Source organism: Kribbella sp. NPDC006257, assembly GCF_040613535.1.
GTDB lineage: Bacteria > Actinomycetota > Actinomycetes > Propionibacteriales > Kribbellaceae > Kribbella.
Map to the genome: position 1 here is coordinate 15,330 of NZ_JBEXSJ010000034.1, position 20,676 is coordinate 36,005.

The 20,676-nt window shown below is 67.9% G+C and carries 18 protein-coding genes; 8 read left to right on the forward strand and 10 right to left on the reverse strand.

Annotated elements, in window-relative coordinates; translation table 11 throughout:
• Window positions 1-1,176, forward strand: coding sequence for a threonine synthase (locus ABZ004_RS31450; RefSeq protein ID WP_355684714.1), 1,176 nt, complete (start codon window positions 1-3; stop codon window positions 1,174-1,176).
• On the opposite strand, the gene ABZ004_RS31455 is transcribed toward ABZ004_RS31450, so the two are convergent.
• Window positions 1,173-1,844 carry a hypothetical protein gene (locus tag ABZ004_RS31455; RefSeq protein ID WP_355684715.1) on the reverse strand — a complete coding sequence of 224 codons (672 nt, stop codon included), beginning with the start codon at window positions 1,842-1,844 and terminating at the stop codon, window positions 1,173-1,175. The two genes, ABZ004_RS31450 and ABZ004_RS31455, sit on opposite strands and share 4 nt — an antisense overlap.
• 11 nt (window positions 1,845-1,855) lie before the next feature.
• On the reverse strand, window positions 1,856-3,844 hold the full coding sequence (locus ABZ004_RS31460; protein ID WP_355684716.1) for a maltotransferase domain-containing protein: 1,989 nt from the start codon (window positions 3,842-3,844) through the stop codon (window positions 1,856-1,858).
• 228 nt (window positions 3,845-4,072) lie between these two features.
• On the opposite strand from ABZ004_RS31460, the gene glgP reads away from it, so the two are divergent.
• Window positions 4,073-6,682 (forward strand): alpha-glucan family phosphorylase, encoded by a 2,610-nt coding sequence (gene glgP / locus ABZ004_RS31465; RefSeq protein ID WP_355684717.1) that lies wholly within the window; start codon window positions 4,073-4,075, stop codon window positions 6,680-6,682.
• 60 nt (window positions 6,683-6,742) lie between these two features.
• Here glgP and ABZ004_RS31470 read toward each other — a convergent pair whose 3' ends face one another.
• Window positions 6,743-7,633, reverse strand: coding sequence for a transglutaminase-like domain-containing protein (locus ABZ004_RS31470; RefSeq protein WP_355684718.1), 891 nt, complete (start codon window positions 7,631-7,633; stop codon window positions 6,743-6,745).
• Between the two features lie 80 nt (window positions 7,634-7,713).
• Here ABZ004_RS31470 and ABZ004_RS31475 point away from each other — a divergent pair, with 80 nt between their 5' ends.
• Window positions 7,714-8,634 carry a DMT family transporter gene (locus tag ABZ004_RS31475; protein WP_355684719.1) on the forward strand — a complete coding sequence of 307 codons (921 nt, stop codon included), beginning with the start codon at window positions 7,714-7,716 and terminating at the stop codon, window positions 8,632-8,634.
• Here ABZ004_RS31475 and ABZ004_RS31480 read toward each other — a convergent pair.
• A complete protein-coding gene (locus tag ABZ004_RS31480) occupies window positions 8,618-9,454 on the reverse strand; it encodes a MerR family transcriptional regulator (RefSeq protein WP_355684720.1) in 837 nt (278 codons plus the stop codon). The two genes, ABZ004_RS31475 and ABZ004_RS31480, sit on opposite strands and share 17 nt — an antisense overlap.
• A 187-nt stretch (window positions 9,455-9,641) precedes the next feature.
• Between ABZ004_RS31480 and ABZ004_RS31485 the strand changes: the two genes are divergently transcribed.
• From ABZ004_RS31485 to ABZ004_RS31500, 4 genes are all read left to right on the forward strand, one after another.
• A complete protein-coding gene (locus ABZ004_RS31485; protein ID WP_355684721.1) occupies window positions 9,642-10,268 on the forward strand; it encodes a PadR family transcriptional regulator in 627 nt (208 codons plus the stop codon).
• A 77-nt stretch (window positions 10,269-10,345) separates the two neighbouring features.
• Window positions 10,346-11,647: an alpha/beta fold hydrolase gene (locus ABZ004_RS31490; RefSeq protein ID WP_355684722.1), complete on the forward strand. Its 1,302-nt coding sequence runs from the start codon at window positions 10,346-10,348 to the stop codon at window positions 11,645-11,647.
• Window positions 11,644-12,141: a sigma-70 family RNA polymerase sigma factor gene (locus tag ABZ004_RS31495; RefSeq protein WP_355684723.1), complete on the forward strand. Its 498-nt coding sequence runs from the start codon at window positions 11,644-11,646 to the stop codon at window positions 12,139-12,141. The genes ABZ004_RS31490 and ABZ004_RS31495 overlap by 4 nt, the downstream gene beginning before the upstream one ends.
• Window positions 12,138-12,599 carry a hypothetical protein gene (locus tag ABZ004_RS31500; RefSeq protein WP_355684724.1) on the forward strand — a complete coding sequence of 154 codons (462 nt, stop codon included), beginning with the start codon at window positions 12,138-12,140 and terminating at the stop codon, window positions 12,597-12,599. Before ABZ004_RS31495 ends, ABZ004_RS31500 begins: the two co-directional genes overlap by 4 nt.
• On the opposite strand, the gene ABZ004_RS31505 is transcribed toward ABZ004_RS31500, so the two are convergent.
• Both ABZ004_RS31505 and ABZ004_RS31510 read right to left on the reverse strand, forming a co-directional pair.
• On the reverse strand, window positions 12,589-13,383 hold the full coding sequence (locus tag ABZ004_RS31505) for an SGNH/GDSL hydrolase family protein (RefSeq protein ID WP_355684725.1): 795 nt from the start codon (window positions 13,381-13,383) through the stop codon (window positions 12,589-12,591). The two genes, ABZ004_RS31500 and ABZ004_RS31505, sit on opposite strands and share 11 nt — an antisense overlap.
• A gap of 120 nt (window positions 13,384-13,503) precedes the next feature.
• On the reverse strand, window positions 13,504-14,793 hold the full coding sequence (locus ABZ004_RS31510) for a right-handed parallel beta-helix repeat-containing protein (protein WP_355684726.1): 1,290 nt from the start codon (window positions 14,791-14,793) through the stop codon (window positions 13,504-13,506).
• Window positions 14,794-14,992: 199 nt separating this feature from the next.
• Here ABZ004_RS31510 and ABZ004_RS31515 point away from each other — a divergent pair, with 199 nt between their 5' ends.
• The gene (locus ABZ004_RS31515) at window positions 14,993-16,393 is read left to right on the forward strand and encodes a hypothetical protein (RefSeq protein ID WP_355684727.1); all 1,401 of its coding nucleotides are present in this window, start codon (window positions 14,993-14,995) and stop codon (window positions 16,391-16,393) included.
• Here the strand turns inward: ABZ004_RS31515 and ABZ004_RS31520 are convergent.
• The 4 genes from ABZ004_RS31520 to ABZ004_RS31535 form a co-directional block, all read right to left on the reverse strand.
• Window positions 16,368-17,861, reverse strand: a complete 1,494-nt coding sequence (locus ABZ004_RS31520; protein ID WP_355684728.1) for a hypothetical protein — start codon at window positions 17,859-17,861, stop codon at window positions 16,368-16,370. The two genes, ABZ004_RS31515 and ABZ004_RS31520, sit on opposite strands and share 26 nt — an antisense overlap.
• Window positions 17,862-17,864: 3 nt before the next feature.
• The gene (locus ABZ004_RS31525; RefSeq protein WP_355684729.1) at window positions 17,865-18,218 is read right to left on the reverse strand and encodes a response regulator transcription factor; all 354 of its coding nucleotides are present in this window, start codon (window positions 18,216-18,218) and stop codon (window positions 17,865-17,867) included.
• A gap of 63 nt (window positions 18,219-18,281) precedes the next feature.
• The gene (locus tag ABZ004_RS31530; protein ID WP_355684730.1) at window positions 18,282-18,929 is read right to left on the reverse strand and encodes a response regulator transcription factor; all 648 of its coding nucleotides are present in this window, start codon (window positions 18,927-18,929) and stop codon (window positions 18,282-18,284) included.
• A complete protein-coding gene (locus ABZ004_RS31535; protein WP_355684731.1) occupies window positions 18,917-20,656 on the reverse strand; it encodes a histidine kinase in 1,740 nt (579 codons plus the stop codon). The genes ABZ004_RS31530 and ABZ004_RS31535 overlap by 13 nt, the downstream gene beginning before the upstream one ends.
• Between the last annotated feature and the right edge of the window lie 20 nt (window positions 20,657-20,676).

Here is a 20,676-nt window from a genome sequence, read left to right on the forward strand (position 1 = left end):
GTGCGCTTCTCAGCCTTGCGGCAACTCGACTGTCCGAAGTGCGGCCTCGTCCACGACCCCGATCAGGTGATCGGCTTGTGTGACTGTGGTTCGCCCCTGCTCGCTCGCTACGACCTCGACGAGGTGCGGGCCGGGCTGACCAAGGAAGAGGTCGCCTCGCGGGCACCGGATCTCTGGCGGTACCACGAGCTGCTGCCGGTGCGCGATCCGGCGAACGTGGTCAGCCTGGGGGAGGGGATGACGCCGCTGCTCGGCTTACCGGCGTACGGGCGGGAGCTCGGCGTACCGGGGTTGCTGATGAAGGACGAGGGGTTGATCCCGACCGGGACCTTCAAGGCGCGCGGGGCGGCGGTCGGGGTGTCGCGGGCGTACGAGGTCGGCGTGCGGAAGATCGCGATGCCGACGAACGGGAACGCCGGGTCGGCCTGGGCGACGTTCGCGGCCCGGGCCGGGATGGAGGCGCTGATCGCGATGCCGATCGCGGCGCCGGAGATCTGCCGGCGCGAGGTGACGGTGGTCGGGGCCGAGCTGAAGCTGATCGACGGGCTGATCGGCGACGCGGGCGCCTGGATCCGCGAGCAGCTGGCGATCCGCGAGGGCTATCAGGACGTGTCGACGCTGAAGGAGCCCTACCGGATCGAGGGCAAGAAGACGATGGGGCTGGAGATCGCGGAGCAGCTCGGCTGGAAGCTGCCGGACGTGATCCTCTACCCGACCGGTGGCGGCGTCGGGTTGATCGGGATCTGGAAGGCGCTCGCCGAACTCGCCGCGCTGGGGTGGGTCGAGGGACCGATGCCACGGCTGGTCGCCGTACAGGCCACCGGGTGTGCGCCGATCGTGCGAGCGTGGGAGAAGGGCTTGCCGGAGAGCGAGGCCTGGGTCGATGCGAAGACCGTTGCCTTCGGCATCACTGTGCCGAAGGCGCTCGGCGATTTCCTCGTCCTGCAAGCGATCGCGGAGACCGATGGTTGCGCGATCGCCGTTGACGACGAGGACATCCTCGCCGCCCAGCGTCGGTGCGCCGAGCTGGAAGGCGCCTTCATCTGTCCCGAAGGCGCCGCCAACTTCGCTGCAGTGAAGCAGTTGCGCGAGTCCGGCTGGATCAAGTCAACCGACCAGGTCGTCGCCCTCAACACCGGCACCGGCCTCAAATACCCGGAGACTGTGCCGCTCTAGCGGGCCTGTCCCTCGACGTACGGGCGGAGCTTCGCGGCGAGGGCGGCATCGGCAACGATCTGGAAGTACTTCTTGCCGCCGAAGTCGTCATGCAGGAGGACGGGACAGGTGTCCTCGGTTCCGGTCATGGTGAAGGTCGTGATCTGCCGGCCCGTCTTGGCTTCCAGTAGGCGGTACCGGTAGCGAGCTGAGAGCAGCTTCGCTGTCGTCCTGACCTTCTCGCCGTCCTTGTACCTGCAGGTGTCGACGACCTTGCTGGGGTACTTCCGGTCCTGGTAAACGCAGAGCAGCAGTTGGGTGAAGCGGTCCGGATACATCCCGGGCACGGAACCCGGCGACCAGAGATTCGGAAGCTTCGTGGAGTCGACATCCTCGACGGCCTGGGCGTTGTAGATGTCGATGTGTGCCATCACGAGGTGATGGATGCCCTTGCCCGCATACGGCTGACCGTCGGGGTAGTAGGCGGGGGACTGCTTGGTGTTGTAGTCGCGGCCACCGCATGCGACCTTCGGGTCGCGGAGGACGGGGCTCGGCGGGTCGGCCGGCTCCGTCGGTGTCGTCGGAGCCGGCCGGGAGACCGGAGTGTCGCTCGGCGTGGCCCGAGGGCTGCTGTTGTCGCAGCTCGCGGTCAGGGCGACCGCGAACAGTACGACGAGCAGCCTGCGCAAACCCTGGATCCTCAGGCCTGGCCGCGGCGGACGGCGAGGATGTGGGCCGGTTCGCCGTTGGGGTCGAGCTTGATGTAGTTCTGCTGGCCCCAGCGCCAGGTCGCGCCACTGATCTCGTCGTACACGGTGAAGGTGTCCTCCGGGCGCATGCCGAGGGCGGCCATGTCGAGGTGCACCATCGACTCGCGAACCGCGTGCGGGTCGCAGTTCACCACGACGATGACGGTGTCGCTGTGCCCGTCCGCGCCGGTGACGCGCTTGGAGAAGCACATGATCTGCTCGTCGTCGACCTTGTGCAGCGTGAGGTTGCGCAGTTGCTGCAGCGCGGGGTGCCGGCGGCGGATGTTGTTCAGCAGCGTGATGTACGGCGCCAGTGTGCGACCCTCGGCGGCGGCGGCCTCCCAGTCGCGCGGACGGAACTGGAACTTCTCGGTGTCCAGATACTCCTCCGACCCGGGCCGCAGCGCGACGTGCTCGAACAGCTCGAAGCCGGCGTACACGCCCCATGCGGGCGCCGACGTCGCAGCGATCGCGGCGCGGATCTTGAACGCGCCCGGGCCGCCGTACTGCAGGTAGGCGGTCAGGATGTCCGGCGTGTTCACGAAGAAGTTCGGGCGCAGGTAGTGCCCGGTCTCCTTGGTCAGCTCCTCCAGGTACTCCTCGAGCTCCCACTTCTCGTTGCGCCAGGTGAAGTAGGTGTACGACTGGTGGAACCCGACCTTCGCCAGCTCACGCATCATCGGCCGCCGGGTGAACGCCTCGGACAGGAACACCACGTCCGGGTCGGTCTTGCGGACCTCGCCGAGCAGCCATTCCCAGAAGTTCACCGGCTTGGTGTGCGGGTTGTCGACCCGGAACACGGTGACGCCGTGCGAGATCCACAGCTTCACGATCCGCAGGACTTCGGCGTAGATGCCTTCGGGGTCGTTGTCGAAGTTGATCGGGTAGATGTCCTGGTACTTCTTAGGCGGGTTCTCGGCGTAGGCGATCGAGCCGTCCGCGCGGACCGAGAACCACTTCGGGTGCTCGGTCACCCACGGGTGGTCCGGCGAGGCCTGCAGGGCCAGGTCGATGGCGACCTCGAGCCCGAGTTCGCGGGCCCGGCCGACGAAGTAGTCGAAGTCCTCGAAGGTGCCGAGCTCGGGGTGGATCGCGTCGTGCCCACCCTCGGCCGAACCGATCGCCCACGGCGAACCCGGGTCGCCCGGCTTCGGGTCGAGGGTGTTGTTCGGGCCCTTGCGGTAGGACTGGCCGATCGGGTGCACCGGCGGCACGTAGAGCACGTCGAAGCCCATCTTGGCGACCGCTTCGAGCCGCAGCGCCGCGGTACGGAAGTTGCCCGAGGTCCAGGTCTGGGTTTCCTCGTCGAACTTCGCGCCTTCGGAGCGCGGGAAGAATTCGTACCAGCTGCCGTACAAAGCGAGCCGGCGGTCGACCCAGACCGGGAAGGTCTCCGACGAGGTGATCAGCTCGCGGACCGGGTAGCGCCCGAGTGCGGCGCGGACCTGCGGCGAGATTCCCGCGGCCAGCCGGGCCTCCGGCGGCAGTGCGCCGTTCGCCAGCGCCTGCGCGGCGTCGTTCAACGTACTGCGGTCGACACGCACCGCGGGCGGTACGCCGGCCGCGGCGCGATCGAAGAACGCGGCGCCCTCGGCGAACATCAGGTCGACGTCGATGCCGGCCGGGATCTTGATCTCGGCGTTGTGCCGCCAGGTCCCGTACGGATCGCTCCAGCCCTCGACCGCGAACGTCCACGCGCCCTGCTCCTGCAGGGTGACGTCGACGGTCCACCGGTCGCTGCCCTGACCGACCGGACTCATCAGCATCCGTCTGGTCTGTCCCGTCGGCGACGTCAGCACGACGTTCGCGTTCACCGCGTCGTGGCCTTCGCGGAACACGTCGGCCGCGATGGTGAAGGTCTCACCGACCGACGACTTGGCCGGATACGCGCCTGCGTCGACGGTCGGGCTGACGTCGGTGATCGGGATGCGCCCAGTCATGGAGTTGTCGAACCTTCGCTTTCCGACTAGCGGGGACAAGGAAGTACAGCACTGACGTTATCGGTTACCCATCCCGCGGCGCGCCATGCGGCGATCACAGTTCGGTCGTGGTGTCTCACGAATCGGTCCTGCGGTGGTAGTGGTCTGGTCCTGCAAGATCTTGCTCACGTTGCAAGATTGATGCATCCCGGGGGTGTTCCGGCCGTCCGGGGCCGGTACGGTGTCCCGGTGCGAGCGATACGACGATTCTCCGTCCGCCCTGTCCTGCCCGAGCCGCTGACCGGTCTCGGCACCCTGGTGAACAACCTTCGCTGGGCCTGGCACCCGGAGACACAAGATGTCTTCGAGGCTGTCGACCCCCAGCTGTGGCGGTCCACCGGCGGTGATCCGGTCCGGTTGCTCGGTGAGGTCCCGGCGGCCCGGCTCGACGAGCTGGCGAACGACCATGCCTTCCTGCGCCGGCTCGAGCTGGCCGTGGAAGACCTGACCGGTTACGTCACCGACGACCGGTGGTTCCAGTCCGAGGCCGGTACGCCGGTCAACTCGGTCGCCTACTTCTCCCCGGAGTTCGGCATCACCCACGTGCTGCCGCAGTACTCCGGTGGTCTCGGCATCCTGGCCGGTGACCACCTCAAGGCGGCCAGCGACCTCGGCGTACCGCTGATCGGTGTCGGCCTGCTGTACCGGCACGGGTACTTCGTGCAGTCGCTCAACCGCGAGGGCTGGCAGCAGGAGCGCTACCCGCTGGTCGACCCGGACGGGCTGCCGATCAGCCTGCTCCGTGACGGCTCTGATGCCGGCGCTGCCCCGGCGACCATCACTGTCGCGCTGCCCGGCGGCCGCCAGCTGAACGCGCAGATCTGGGTCGCCCAGGTCGGCCGGGTGCCGCTGCTGATGCTCGACTCCGACATCGAGGAGAACGAGGCCGCCGAGCGCGAGGTCACCGACCGGCTGTACGGCGGTACGACGGAACACCGGCTGCTCCAGGAGCTCCTGCTCGGTGTCGGCGGCGTCCGCGCCGTACGGGAGTACTGCCGGATCACCGGCCATGCTGCTCCGGAGGTCTTCCACACCAACGAGGGTCACGCCGGTTTCCTCGGCGTCGAGCGGATCCGCGAACTCGCCACCGAGCAGAACCTCGACTTCGACACCGCGCTCGAGGTCAACCGCGGCGGCACCGTCTTCACCACCCACACGCCGGTCCCGGCCGGTATCGACCGGTTCCCGGTCGAGCTGATCCAGCAGCACTTCTCGCCGGACGTGTTCGGCGACGGCGTGCCGATCGACCGGATCCTCGCGCTCGGCGCCGAGGACTTCGAGAACGGCGACCCGAGCGTCTTCAACATGGCGATCATGGGCCTCCGTCTTGCCCAGCGCGCCAACGGTGTCTCGAAGCTGCACGGTGTGGTCAGCCGCGGGATGTTCGCCGGACTGTGGCCGAGCTTCGACCCGGCCGACGTGCCCATCAGCTCGATCACCAACGGGGTGCACGCACCGACCTGGGTGGCCCGGGAGATCTCGGCGCTCACCTACGCCAGTGCCGACACCGGTGACTCCGAGAACATGTTCGAGGGTCTGGACAAGACCACCGACGCGCAGTTGTGGGAGACGAAGCGGATGCTGCGGCAGCGCTTCATCGACGACACCCGGGCCCGCGTCCGGGCGTCCTGGGTGAACCGGGGCGCGTCCGAGGCCGAGCTCGGCTGGGTCGACTCGATCCTGGACCCCGAGGTGCTGACGATGGGGTTCGCGCGCCGCGTACCGTCGTACAAGCGCCTGACTTTGATGCTGCGCGACCCGGCCCGGTTGAAGGCGCTGCTGCTGCACCCGACCCGGCCGATCCAGATCGTCATCGCCGGCAAGTCGCACCCGGCCGACGAGGGTGGCAAGAAGCTGATCCAGGAGATGGTCCGGTTCGCCGACGATCCGGAGATCCGGCACCGGATCGTCTTCGTGCCCGACTACGACATCGCGCTGGCGCAGCCGATGTACCCGGGCTGCGACGTCTGGCTGAACAACCCGCTGCGTCCTTACGAGGCGTGCGGGACGTCCGGGATGAAGGCGGCGCTGAACGGTGCGCTGAACCTGTCCATCCGCGACGGATGGTGGGACGAGTGGTACGACGACGAGTTCGGCTGGGCGATCCCTTCGGCCGAGGGGATCGAGGACACCGATCGTCGCGACGACCTCGAGGCGCATGCGCTGTACGACCTGATCGAGAAGCAGGTCGCGCCGCGGTTCTACGACGGTGACGTGCCGGCTCGCTGGATCGAGATGCTGCGGCACACGATCAAGGAGCTCGGTCCGAAGGTGCTGGCGACCCGGATGGTTCGGGATTACGTCGAGCGGCTGTACGTGCCGGCGGCGCACTCGTCGCGTGCTTTGAATGCCACGTATGACGGCGCGCGCGAACTGGCCGCGTGGAAGAAGAAGGTGCGGGCCGCCTGGCCGCAGATCCGCGTCGACCACGTGGAGCTGCAGGGTCTCGGTGACGTGCCGCAGCTCGGTACGACGGTCGGCATCCGGGCTTATGTGACGCTCGGAGATCTGGCGGCCGCGGACATCGACGTCGAGGCGCTGCACGGCCGGGTGAACCTGGACGACGAGATCACCGATCCGGTGCACGTCTCGCTGTCGCTGGCCGAGACGTACGAGGGCAACCGGCACCGCTACGAGGGTGAACTCAAACTCGACCGCACCGGCCCCTTCGGCTACACGGTCCGCGTTCTCCCGAAGAACCCCATGCTGGCGAGCCCCGCCGAGCTCGGTCTCGCTGCCGGCCCCTCCGACCCCGAGGACCCGGAAACCCCGGACCTCCCCGCCGGCTCGGAGTTCTAACCCGTTCAACAGACGCGAGCCCCGCCGACCTCACTCGGCGGGGCTCGCGTTCTGCTGTCTTCAGATGATCGCGTGGGTTCTGAGGTCGACGGTTACGGGTGGGTGGCCGGCGGGGGAGAGTTGGATGATTTGGTCGCCGGGGTGCAGGCGTGGGTCTTCGGCGTACCGGGCAGCCAGTACTTCGGACGCCGTCGCATCTCCGTTGTCGGAGGCAACCAGCAGGGTGGCGATCTCGTCGGTGAGTTCCAGATCGGCGTCCTCCAGCGAACCCGACTGGGCTCCCCAGCCGTCCCACAGCAGCAGCTCGTCGCCCTGGAGGTGAGCGAGCTGGAAGAACACGTAGTTGCGGATGAACCAGCCACCACGGAGCGGCAGTGACGGATCCACACCGAAGTCGTCTCCGCTAAGCTCGCCGGATCGATAGCCCAGCCACACCTCGGCCGCTGACCGGAACCAGCCGGGTTCCATGTCCTGAGTGTCGAAGTTCCAAGCCGGACCGGGTTCGAGCTGCGCGTCGACCATCACCCAGCGATCGCCGTTCCAGTACTCGACGACGACGTGGTCATGGTTGAACCCGTTCGCGAAGTACGAGCCGAAGCCGATCCGGCTGCGGGCCGGGATCCCCTTGTGGCGCAGGGCGGAAACCGTCAGCAAGGTGTAGTCCCGGCAGCATCCGACGATCCGGTCGAATGGCTCACGCGGTACGGCGAGCGGAGTACCGTTCCGGCGCTGGTCGGTGGCCAGCATCGCGGAGACCCAGCGGTGGTTGATCTCGTCGTACCGGTCGCCGGTGAACTCGATACCGCCGCCGCGGTAGTGGATCACCAGGTTGCGGATGACCGCGGTCAGTCCCGGGATGTCGGTGGGTAGCGCGTCGAAGAGTGCGGCCTGCGCGCCGGGGTCGCTGTAGGCGGACTGTACGGCGTACTGCGCGGGGTCGTTGTGGTTCACCAGTCTCTGCTTTCGTTCGGGTTCCTCCAGTCAACGCCCTGCCCCAGGGGCAGAGTAAACAGATAGGGGAGGATCGTTCCGTGACAGGACTGAGGCAACTGCCCGCATTGGGTCTGGCGGCCGTGGGCGGGATCGCGCTCGCTGTGCAGAGTCGCCTCAACGGAGGACTGGGGGCGAGTCTCCAGGACGGCATCGCCGCGTCGATGATCTCGAACGGCACAGGCATCCTCGTTCTGCTCGCCGTCGTACCGAGCACGCGGATCGGCCGTCGCGCGCTCGGGCAGGTCAGGGAAGCTCTGCGGGTCCACGGTCTGCGGTGGTGGCACTGTCTCGGTGGCGTCGCCGGTGCCCTGTACGTCGCAAGTCAAGGAATCAGCGTTCATTCCCTGGGGGTGGGGGTCTTCACCGTGGCGGTGGTCGGCGGTACGTCGGCCGGCAGCCTGGCCGTGGACCGCGCCGGACTCGGCCCGGGCGGCATCCGTGCCATCACCGTGCGCAGACTGGTCGGCGCGACGGCGGCGGTCGCGGCAGTCGCCATCGCCGGGCACGACAGTCTCGGCGACGGTTCGCTGACCTTGCTGGCCCTTCCGGTCATCGCAGGCCTCGGCCTCTCTCTGCAGTCCGCCTTCAACGGCCGGGTCAGCGCTGTCGCCGGCTGGCCGTGGGCCGCCGCCCTCGTCAACGGCGCTGTCGGCACCTGCACGCTCTGCATCGCCCTCGCGGTCGAGTACGCCGTACGCGGCTTCACCCCTGGTGAGCTCCCGACCGATCCCTGGTTGTACCTCGGCGGCTTTCTCGGCGTCGGCGTGATCGCCATCGCGGCCACGGTCGTCCGCCACCTCGGCGTACTGGTGTTCGGCCTGACCAGCATCACCGGTCAGCTCCTCGGCGCGCTGCTCCTCGACACCCTCGGCGCGCATCGTCCACCGGCCACGACCTGGATCGCCATCGCGATCACCTTGGTGGCGGTCGCGATCACGGTGATCAAGCCGTCGCGATGATCGGCTGCGCGATGTCGACGGCGAACTCGGACCCGTCGGCGGTGGGGAAGTTCGGGTGGTACACCTCGCGCGGCGCACCAGCAGTCCGTACGCCGGTACGCCGTACCCAGTCGACGACCAGGTCGTAGGCGAGCATGATCCGCGGATAGGAGCACTCGTCCTTCGTGATCGTGCAGTAGGCCTCCGTCTGCGCCGGCTCGACCCGGATCGCGATCGGCCCGGCCGGATCGACCAGCCCGGTGAACGGGACGCAGACCTCGACGGTCGCCTCGCTCTCCGGCGTCACCGCACCGTGGTAGATCACCCACGAGCCGCCGGACAGGTCGGCTCCGTGCTGCACCAGGTGGGCACGGATCTCCATCGTCGACGAGATGATCACGCCGATCAGAGACTGCTGATCGGCGTCGGCGCGAATGGTCGCGATCTTGGTCTCCGGCACTTCACGGGTCAGTACTGCGCGCGGCGGTAACCCAGGACTGCTCGGGCGAAGCAGCCGGTCGCGCAGATACTCCAAGGTCGCCTTGCGAGCCTCGTTGGTCGCCTGCTCTGCGGCCCACCACCGGTCCAGCCGGATCAGGCCCTCGTCGTCGGTTCCGGCGAGTACTTCGGTGATCGTGGCGAGGGGCATGTCGAGTTGGCGCATCACGCTGATCCGCCGGGCGCGTTCGAGTTGGCGTTCGGAGTACAGGCGGTAGCCGTTGGCCTCGACCCGGGCGGGGGCGAGCAGGCCCGATACGTCGTACAGGCGCAGTGCCTTGTGCGAGAGGCCGGCCCGGCGGCCGAACTCGCTGATCGTCAGCTCGTCGTCGGTGTCGCGCATGGGGCTAGTCAACACCCTGCGGGAAGTTTTCAGGGGAGGGTTGCGTTAGAGACTGTAGCGATATATCGTTAGTGTCATCAAGAATATCTAGGAGGATATTATGACTACCCCAGACGAATCCAGGGGCCGCGGACGCGGCCGTCGTCACCCCCGCCGCGGTGGACCGTGGGCGGGCGAAGGAATGCCGATGCACCGCGGTCGCGGTGAACGAGGCGAAGGCGGCTTCGGCCGGCAACGAGGAGAGGCCGGCTTCGGCGGCGAGCGTGGTGAGCGCGGTTTCGATGGTGAGCGCGGCTTCGGTCGGAGCGAGCGTCGCGGGCCGCGGCGTGGGCCGGGCCGGGGCCGGGTGCCGCGGGGTGATGTCCGTACGGCGGTGCTGCAGTTGCTCGGCGAGGAGCCGATGCACGGGTACCAGCTGATGCAGGCGATCGCCGACCGCAGCGGCGGGCGCTGGACCCCCAGCCCCGGCGCGATCTACCCGACCATCAACCAGTTGGAGGACGAGGGCCTGGTCACCGTGACCGCGGAAGCCGGCCGCAAGCTCGTCACCCTCACCGACGCGGGCCGCGAGTACGTCGAAGGACGTCGCGAGACCACCACCGACCCGTTCGCACCGTTCGCGACCGCCGAAGGATCCGGCACTGATCTGCGCGGCCTGCTCGAAGAGGTCCACGTCGCCACCCGGCAGGTCACCCGCACCGGTTCCGAAGAGCAGCGCGCCGCGGCCGCCAAGATCCTGGCCGACGCCCGCCGCTCGCTCTACCTCCTGCTGGCCGACGGCCCGCAGACCCCCGAGCAGACCCCCGAAAGCTGAGACCTGCGTCACGCAGGGAACGTTTCGGCCGCACGACTCCTCTTCCCGGATGTTCACACATCTGAGGAGGGGTCGGGATGGGGTCTCGAAAGATCGCCGCAAGCGCACACATCTTGCTGGCGGCGGTACACATCTACTGGGCGACCGGCGCAACCTGGCCCGCGCCCGACGAGCGATCACTCTCCCGAGCGGTCCTCGGTGGGGAAGCGTCCTTCGCTCCCCAAGTAGTACTGCCACTCGCAGTACTGCACCTACTGCTGGCCTTCGCCGTACTCCGGTCCGACCGGTCCGCAGTCGCCCGATGCGTAGTAACCGGCCTCGCTGCAGGCCTGGCAGCCCGAGCCACTCTGGGCGTGGTCTGGGCCTTCACCGACACCGGTACTGCGTTCCACTGGCTCAACCTGTTCCTCTACACCCCCGCCTGTGTGGCGCTCCTGGCGATCGACGTCGGACTCCTGCAGGCCAAGTGGCTCAAGCGACTGGTCATTCCACTACCCGTTCTCGGCGTAGTACTGGTCAGCTTGCTGGCCTACAGCTATCAGCCGACGGCCCAGCCGAGCCCTGAGCCGTCCAAGGACTCCCGGTACGTCGATACGCCCGTTGCTCGGTTCCACTACCTGCAGCGCGGCACCGGCGAACCCGTAGTACTCCTGTCACCCGGCGCCGCACCGGCGTCGGCCTGGCGGCCAGAGCTGGAGGCACTGTCGAAGACCCGTGCCGTGTACGTCGTGGATCTCCCTGGTCAAGGGGAGACCCGGCTGCACGGCACGGGTTTTGCGTACGACCTGGATGCGATGACCGGAGCACTAGGGGAGTTCCTGGATCAGCTCCACTTGCAACAAGTCGCCCTCGGCGGGAACTCCTGGAGCGGGGGATGGGGACTCGCCTACGCCCAACGGCATCCCGAGCGGGTCTCCCAGCTGCTCCTGCTGGCTCCTTCCGGATTGGCTGAGCCGGACCCGGCGAGCTGGGAGATGCTCAAGCTTCCGCTAGCCGGCGAACTGCTCGCCAAGCTCGGTGCGAGTCGCCCGGCCGTGCAGACCGCCGTACGGGATCTCTTTGTGCACAAGGAATTGGTGACTCCGGCGTTGGTCGACCAGATGTGGGTGCCAGGCACGTATCGTGACAACGTCCGGGCGATGTATGCCCTGGAACGCGGTCTCGATTGGCGCGTCACCCAGGCTGCTCTGCCGTCGACGAGGCAACCCGTGCTGATCATCTGGGGCGAGGAGGATTCGGTGCTGCCGGTGGACCAAGCGGCCCGCTTCGGGAAGTTGTTGCCGCACGCAACGGTTCGGACGCTGGCCGGCTGCGGGCACGCGCTCACCCTGGACTGTGCCGATCAAGTCACGCCGTTGCTGGAAGAGTTCCTGGTGTGATCGAGGACCCAGAGGGCTTGGTGCGGGCGGCGCAGGGTGGTGACACGCTCGCGATGAACGAGCTCCTCGACCAACTCACGCCGTACGTCGGGCGAATCTGTGGTCCGATCGCGCTCCACAACGCTCCCGACGCGACGCAGGAGGCGCTCGTCGCGGTGTTCAGGTCGCTGCGGACGTTGAAGGAACCGGCTGCCCTCTTCGGTTGGGTCCGGGCGATCGCGGTCCGCGAGGCGATCCGGGTGGCCCGGCAGGACCAGCGGCAGGTCGCCGCCGATCTCGCCGAGCTGCCGGCCCGTGGCGATCCACTGCTGGCAGTCGACATCCGCGACACCTTGACGAGGCTGTCGCCCGAACATCGCGCCCTGCTCGTCCTGCGCGACCTCGAAGGTCTCGACGAACGAGCCGCCGCCGAACTCCTCGACGTGCCGGCAGGGACCGCGAAGTCGCGCCTGCACCGGGCCCGCGCAAGCTTCCGAAAGGCATGGGGATCATGACCGACAACTGGCCGCAGGCCGACCTCGACGACGTACGCCGGTTGCGCGCGCTCGCCGCCGGAATCTCCGGCGCGGCCGTCACCGAGCGGGTCTTCGACAAGTCACTCCCGGAGGTCTGGGACCTGATGTGGGGCGACGGCCGGGCTTTCGCCGAGTTCCAGCCGGACATGCGCTCGATCACGCGGGTGACGGTCGACGGTGTCCATGTCAGCCTCTACGCCCGCAGTAACTACGGTTTCCGCGCCCACCTCCAAGGCATCGTCCGCCCCGGCTGGTGCTGGCTCCAGAGCCGCTTCCTCCTCATCGGCATGGCCGTCGCCGAAGAACCAGACGGCCGTACCCGGGTAGCCCTCACCGGCGGAGTCCGTATCCCCCGTCGCCCAGCGCTCATCCCGATCGGAGTCCGCCGCGAAAGCCTGAAGTCCCTGAACCGCCTGGAGCAGTTGCTCAACCGGTGACTGCTGACGGCAGGGCGGCGAGGAGGGCGGTGGTTTGGTGCTGGTAGCCGCGATCGTTGGGGTGGAAGAGGTCCGGGGCGAGTTTTCCTCGCCAGGGTGGGCGGACGTGGCGGGAGAGTTCGGCGACCGGGAGACCGCGTTCCGCGGCGGCGGCGTGGATGGTGCGGTTGATTCCGGCGACGTACGGGCTGCACAGGCTGCCGATTCCCCAGAATCTGTCCGGTAGTAAGAGGTCCATCACGACCGAGGGGGATGGCAGCCGCCTGATCAGGGCGCGCAGATTGCTGTGCACCTTCTTCGGAACCGTGCCGAGGATGTCGTTGCTGCCGATACCGCAGGTGACCAGGTCCGGCTGGATGTTCAGCCCTTCCAGCAAAGGGAGTTGGTCGTTGAGCACGTGCGCAGCCTGGGCGCCGGCGCGGGAGAGATTGAGGATGCGCCAACGGCGGCCCGAGCTGCTGTTCAAGGTGGTGAGGACCTGGCCGACATAGCCGTTCATCGGTGACGAAGCGCCGATGCCCTGGGCAGTCGAGTCACCAAGCACAACCCACAGCGGCCCCTCGCTGGCGAGAGCGACCGAGTTCTGCTGAGTCCAGAAGTCCGCGAAGGTCCGCGCCTGCACGTCAACGAAGGCAACCCCGTCACACCAGCGCCGGAAAGCACGCGACGTCGTCCGGTCCGCATCACCCCAACGCACCACCAGCTGATGCAGCACACCGATCGGCGTGGTGTGGTCATGCTCACTGCGTTCGTAGTGCCGCTCGACCGCTCCCAGCAAAGCCATCGCAGACCCCCTCCGGACATCACCCCACTGCCGGAGCATCAAAGATGACCCGCAGATGAACAGTTGATGACCGAAGCTACATCCCCAAGGTGAACAACCTTGGGGATGCCGGACAGCAGATCAGCAGGCGACGTAGGTGCACTGGGCAGCGTTGCCGTTGTGGCTTGCGTGGTTGCCACCGCCGTCGATGACACCAGGGGCCGCTTCGATGCCCAGGTTGTGGTTGTTGTCGGCGATGTTGCGAGTCAGCGTGGTTGTGGGCGCGTCGACATGGATGCCGTCGTGGCCGCTGCGGTTGGCCGTGTTGCGCTCGATGACAGTTTTCATCGCGGTGCTGTCTACGAAGATGCCGTCGTACTGCTTGCTGTTGACGAGGTTCCGCGAGATGACGCTGCTCTCGGGAGGAGACGCTGCGTCCAGGGTTGCCACCAGGACGGCCGGTCCACGGCCGCCGGTGACCGTGTTCCGATCCACCGTGTTGCGACTGCCGCCGTCGAGGACGATCCCGAATCCACCCGTTTCCGGGGCGCCGAAGAATCCCGTGCCGGTCACCAGGTTGCCGCTGATCAGGTTGCCGGCGACCTCCTGGAGGGTGATGCCGTCGCCATTGTCGGTCAGCCGGTTGTCTTGGACCCGGTTCGCGGTGGCGTTGTCGCGCAGATCGATCGCGGCCCCGGCGTGGTGGGAGACCTTGTTCCTGCGGACGGTGTTGTGGGAGCTGTCGTAGACGCCGATCCCTTCGTCGTTGCCGTCGAACAGGTTGCGCTCGATCGTGCCGGCCTCGGCCCGAACCAGGACGATGCCGAAACCACTACCTCCGGCGGAGGTGTTCCCCGTCACGAGAGCGTCGCGTGAGTCGATGAGCGCCAGGCCGGTGTTGTTGTCGCGCAGCGAGTTCTTCTCGATCACGCTGCCGGTGGATTCCACCGCGGCGATCCCGATGCCGGTGTTGTCCGTCGCCACCAGCCGACGCAGACGATTGCGAGCGGCGCCTCCCTCGACGAGCACCCCCAGCCTGAACTGGCGGACTCTTCCGCCCACGACGGACACGCCGTCGTGACCGTCGAAATTGGCCACCCCGACGTCGCAGTCCGTGCCGGCCGGACACTCCGACAGCGCGTCGTCCCCGTCGATGGTGTGTCCGTTGAGGTCGAGCGTGATGTTGTCGGCGCCGATGACGATGCCGTTGCCCGGGCAGTCGACGAGATCGGCGTGCAGGGTGGTGTCGGCCGTGATCGTGTCGCCACAGCGAAGGGCTGTCTTCGCGGAAACCGCTGCCGAGCCGGCGAGTGGAGATGGGACGGCGCCGGCCTGGGCGGGTGCCGTCACAGCGATCACCGTCCCGGCCATGACGACGGCCAGCGTGGTGGCCGCGGACAGTGTTCGTGAGCCTCTTCTTGCCTCGGACATCGTTCGCTCCCTCTCCCTGGGGCCTGGAGTTCTCGGCCCTTGCGGTCGAAGCTAGGTGTCTCGAGGCAGTTGCGAATCGGGGTGACCTCTCGGCCGGTCTACGGGTTCTCCCTGACAACAGCCGACCGAGGTTCAGTGCGCGTCTGGATTCGCGGGACGGAGCGGATCGATAGCTTCGAACACGGGGAGAGGAGCTTCGATGAACCTGCTGAGCAAACTTGGAGCTGCCGTCGTGGTCGTCGCAGCCGTCGTCGGCTGCGGCGGTCCTGCTGACAAAGCGGGCGGGAGTCAGACGCCCGACCCCGTCACCTTGACGCTGGCCACCCCGGTCATCGAGGAGAGCCAGCCCTTCGTCGAGGAGGTCGGCCGGGTCTCCGGCAACTCGATCCACCTGGACCTGCTCAGCCGGCCATCGACCGATTTCACCGAGGCAGAGCTGATCCGCTCCGTCGAGGCAGGGGAGGTCGACCTCGCCGTCGTCCCGGCCCGTGCCTGGCACGCTCGCGGGATCAAGGACTTCGACGCTCTGAGCGCACCGATGGCAGTGGACAGCCTGACCTTGGAGCAGCAGGTCCTGGCCAGCGACGTGGCGGCAGACATGCTCACTTCGGTCAGCGCGATCGGTCTGGCAGGCATTGGCATTCTGCCGGGACCGATGCGCAAGCCTGTGGGGATCACGCGCAAGCTGCTCGGACCAGCGGACTTTCGCGGCGCGCGCATCGGCCTGTCGGCGTCGGAGGTCGGAATGCGGGCTCTGCAAGCGCTCGGAGCCACACCGGTGACATCCACACTCGGCGGCGCGCCGCTCGAGAGGATGGACGGGCTGGAGTACCAGGTCACGGGGATCCAGGGCGCCCAGTACGACAACGTGGCCAGGACGATCACGGCGAACGTCAGCCTCTGGGCCAGACCGCTCGTCATCGTTGCCAACAGCAAGAAGCTGGGTGCCGGCCAGGTGGATATGCTGCGTAGCGCCGCCCGGGCGGCGGTCCGGAGCACCACCGAGCTTCAGCGCAAGACCGAGATCGAATCGGCGTCCGTGCTGTGCCGTCGCGGCAAGCTCCAGTTCATCACCGCCGGCGGGGCGCAGCTCCAGCAGCTCCGCGCTGCGTTCGCGCCGGTGAACTCGTGGCTGCAGCAGGACGCGAAGACCAAGTCTCACCTCGAACGGATTCAGGCTCTCCGGGCGCAACTGCCGGCCACTGCAGCGAGCAATGTCATGTCCTGTGCGGGATCCCAGCCACCGGTCGCCACGGCAGCCAGCAAGCTGGACGGGGTCTACGAGACGAGCTTCACCAAGGCGGAACTCGCCGCATCGCCGCTGCTGTACGACGCGGGCGAGATCAACGACGACAACTGGGGCGACCTCACCCTCACCATCAAGGAGGGCCAGGTCGCCCTGTCCAAGCGCGGCGGCGGCACGGATACCGGCACTTGCACAGTCCGCGGGGATACGGTTCTGCTCACCTTCTCCGGTAGCGGCGAGACCTTCGGGTTCCGCTGGAATCTCTACCGGGACACGCTGACGCTTCGCCGCGACGAATCGCTCGGGCCCGGGCCGACACCTTTCCTGGTCAAACCGTGGCGGCGGGCGGGCTGACCGGCGGCCACGGGATCCGTGCTGTCAGTCGGGTCCCAGAAGCCGGTGGGCTGTCGATCAGGAGGCTTCCGCCCACCGCGTTGATCCGGTCAGCCAGGCCACGAAGACCCGAGCCACGAGCTGGATCGGCCCCGCCGACACCGTCATCGGTGACCTCGACCATCAGCTCGCCGCCGGCCACCGCCACGGTGATCGAAGCGGACGTGGCCTGCGCGTACTTGCCGACGTTGGCCAGTGCTTCGGAGCAGACGAAGTACACCGTGGCCTCGACCGCCGGGGACAGCCGGGTGGGATCGACCCGGAGTCGCACCGGCGGTCTGCCGGAGCCGGCCAGTTCGGCCAGGGCGACGGCGAGACCCGACTCGGTCAAGATCCGCGGACGGATGCCGCGGGCGAACTCGCGCAGGAGGACCTGCGACGCGTCGAGGTGCGCCCGCAGCTCGTCCGGGTCATCGGTCGACAGGAACTCGGCGACCTGGGACAACCGACGCATAGCGCCCTTCTGCAGCAGGCTTTCCAGCCGCCGGCGCTCCGCATCGGCGGCCTCGACGATCCGGCGTCGCGCTGCCTCGACGTCGCCGACGCGTGCTCGTACCTCGGCCTGCAGGCGGACGTTCGTGACCGCCATCCGGGCAAGCGCCACGACCGATTCGACCAACTGGGGATCATCGAGCACGGCGGCATCGTGCACGAGTACACCGATCTGCTGGCCGTCGGCAACCAGTTCGGTCAGCACCCGCCGAGGATCCCCGCGAGGCAGGTCGACCGGGCGGCCCGCCTCGTCCACATAACTACTCGTTTCAGGCAGCCAATACCCCAAAACCAGCGATGGATCGCCGAGCGCGCGTCCCAGCTTGTCAGCCAGTACGCCGGTCCGCTCCGCCTCGCCGAGATCGACAACGAGGCCCGTGATGGCGGCGCGGTCCCCGCGGCGCCAGCGGAGATCCACGAACAGAATGACAACTGACGCTCCGACCACCAGCTCATAGGCCCACAGCGCCGCGGCGTCGGCCGGGGAACCGGTCAGCCGGGCGGCAGCGCCTGAGCCGAGCACCAGCATGATGCCCACCGTCGCAGCGACCGCGGGCACTCGCGCGCGCCGCTCTCGATGGGTTGCCTTGACAGAGCCGCCCAGTGCTGTCCCGGCGACCACTACGGCCAACGCGACCGTCACGCCGTCCGTCCGTGCGAGAGGGTAGACCAGCGCGTCGACGTACGCGATCACGATGACGACTCGCTCCAGTCGGCTGCGAGGCCACCCACGGGGGTAGCTGAGAAGAAGGTGGACCAGCGGCCCTCTGTGCAGGAACACGGCTGCGCCGCCGAGATCGCCGGCGAACCAGGTGACAGCGGTCACCACCATGAGCAATCCGACAGCTCGCGATCGCTTCGCCCAGGCGGCCAGGCCGAGACCCGCCAACGTAGTACCGACGATTGTGTCTGCGACGGTGAGGCCGAGGTCCTGCACGGCTCAGCCGACCAGGGCGGCCACTGCGGCTCCCGACAGTTCTGCCTTGGAGATGAAGCCACGCGCGGTGCTGCCAGCCAGCCGCCGCCGGTACGACGAGCTGTCGCGGCTCGAGACCAGTACCACCACCGGACCGTCGGGGTCCTCGGCCAATTGCCGGGCGACCTCGAAACCGTCCAGGTCAGGGAGCTGGATGTCCAGCAGGACCACGGTCGGACGCAACCGGCGGCTCGCCTCCAGCGCGGATCGGGCGTCGCCCGCCTCACCCACCACCTCGAACCCCTCCGCCGTCAGCAACGCGCGGGCGATCGAACGGAAGGGCGCGTGATCGTCGACGATCAGGACCCGCTCGGCCATGCGTCGATCGTCGCACAGCTTCGGCCACACCGAGTCAGGGCTGACCCTCGATTCGTCGTGCCGCTATCCGGTCCGGAGGGCGGCCAGAACTGCGAGGACCCGGCGGTGATCAGCGGCCGTGTCGGGGAGCCCGAGCTTCACGAAGATATGGCTTATGTGCGCTTCGACCGTCTTCAGGCTCAGCTGCAGTACCTGGCTGATGCCCTGGTTGGACCGTCCTTCGCCCATCAGGGCAAGAACCTCTCGCTCCCGACCGGTCAGCTGGTCGACAGGTGTAGGCGCACGCCGTCGCGCCAGCAAGCGGGAGACGATCGTCGGGTCAAGGACGCATTCGCCCTCCGCGATCCGATGCAGACTGTCCACCAGTACTGCGATATCGGAGACCCGGTCCTTGAGCAGGTAGCCGACACGTTCCGGCTGCCGCTCGAAGAGCCGCATCGCATACCGCGACTCGAGGTAGTGCGACAGCACCAGCACCCCGGTCAACGGGTGCAGTTCGCGGATCCTCAGGGCCGCGACGAGACCTTCTTCGGTGTGCGTCGGCGGCATCTTGATGTCGACGATGGCGACATCGGGGCGGTCCAGTTCAACCTGGCGCAGCAGCGCGGGTGCGTCGCCGACCGCGGCCACGACCTCGACGCCGACCTCGCCGAGGAGGCGGGCCAGTCCCTCGCGGAGCAGGACTTCGTCGTCCGCGATCACGACGCGCACGGCACCTCCGCGTGGATCCGGGTGCCGCCGGTGTGCAGGCGTTCCACCATCAGCCGTCCGGACAGCGTGCCGACCCGATCCTCGACGTCGGTCAGATCCTCCGGCGGCTGCGCGTCGGTCTCGATGTCCACCACGAGCTGATCGTTCGTCTGCGCAGCGGTGACGGTCGCCAGCCGGCTCTGGTAGCTGCGGTTCAGCGTCTCGGCGACCACGAAGTACGCGGCGGACTCGACCGGGGGAGCGAACCGGCTGTCCGGGAGCGAGCCGAGGGTGATCCGGATCGGGTGTCCTTCCGCCAAGGTCTCGAGAGCCGCTGCCAGTCCCTCGTCGGCGAGCGCGTTGGGATAGAGCCCGTGCGCGATCTCGCGGAGATCGGCCAGCGCAGCCTTCACTTCTGCCTCCGCTTCGTGGAGTCGCTCTTGAGATCCCGGCCTACCGTCGGATCGTAAGGCCATCAGCCGCAAAGACAGCGCCAGCGAGATCAGTCGCTGCTGGGCGCCGTCGTGAAGGTCGCGTTCGAGGCGGCGCCGTTCGGCGTCACCTGCCTCGACGATCCGCGCGCTCGACGACCGCAGATCCTCGATCTGGGCAGCGGCTTCGGCCTGCAGCCGTTCGTGTTCCAGGGCGAGGCGGGCGGCGCCCGTGATCTCGCCTGCCAGCTGGGGATCGTCCAGGAGGCCAGGGCGATGGGTGACGAGCGCTACCGTCTCGCCGCGTCGGACCAACCTGGTTTCGGCTTGGCCGGCAGCTGTCACCGAAGATCGACCTCGGCCGTCGACCAGCCGTCCGTCGGTCAATTCGTACAGGACTTCCAGCGACGAATCCCCCAGCAGGTCGGCCAATGCGTCGCGGAGGCCGCCCGGCGGTGGCGAGCCGGCGACTTCCACCACGAGCCGCGCGACTGCCGAACGGGCTCGGCTTGCGCGCACTCCTTCAGCCGCGACGCCGAGGACCATCGCCACCAGGGCCGCGCCCTGCCCGAACCACAGACCCCGATCCACCGGATCGTTGCTGAGATATCCCCGTCTCGCTGAATGCACGCACCAGCACGCAACCAGGCCCAGGTAGGCAATCCCTGGAATCACGACCGCCGCGACGGTCCGTCGCCGGGCGACCGTCGATCTGGTCAGTTGCAGAATGGCCAGTACGGCGGTTGCCAGGACTCCGACGACGGTCAGCCAGAGGCCCAGGCGATTGACGGTGACCGCTGCCGACGCGTCGGCATGCACGAGAAGGAGATTGGCGGGGCACGTCGCACACCCAGTCCCGGCCGGATCGGTCAGCAGCGCCGGAACCAGACCGAGACCGAGGAACGCGCTGACAAACAAGGTTGCCATCGCCAACCGGTCTGCTGCCGAGAGCCGAACAGCCCGGTACGAGAGGACGGCGTACGCCACCAGTGGTACGCAGCCGGCATACGCGACCAGCCCGATCGTGAACACGATCGCCGAACCCGCCCCCGGGTTGTTCCACTCGAGCAGAAACCAGGCAAGCCCCGCAGCCGTGAGTGCAGGTCCAAAGGACGTGTGGCGCTTGACTGTGGCGAGCCCGGCGCCGACCAGCGCCCAGCCGACGAGCAGCTCAGCAGGTCCACCCACCCACGAACCACCACTGACCGAGTACTCCGGCGCCCGCCGCACGAGCACGGCCGTCCACCCCCCGAACATCAGCCCGAGAACCAAAACCACGGTCCGCATGCCGGCAACCCGTCCCACCCCGAAGGCCATGCGCCTCATAGTCGCAGAAG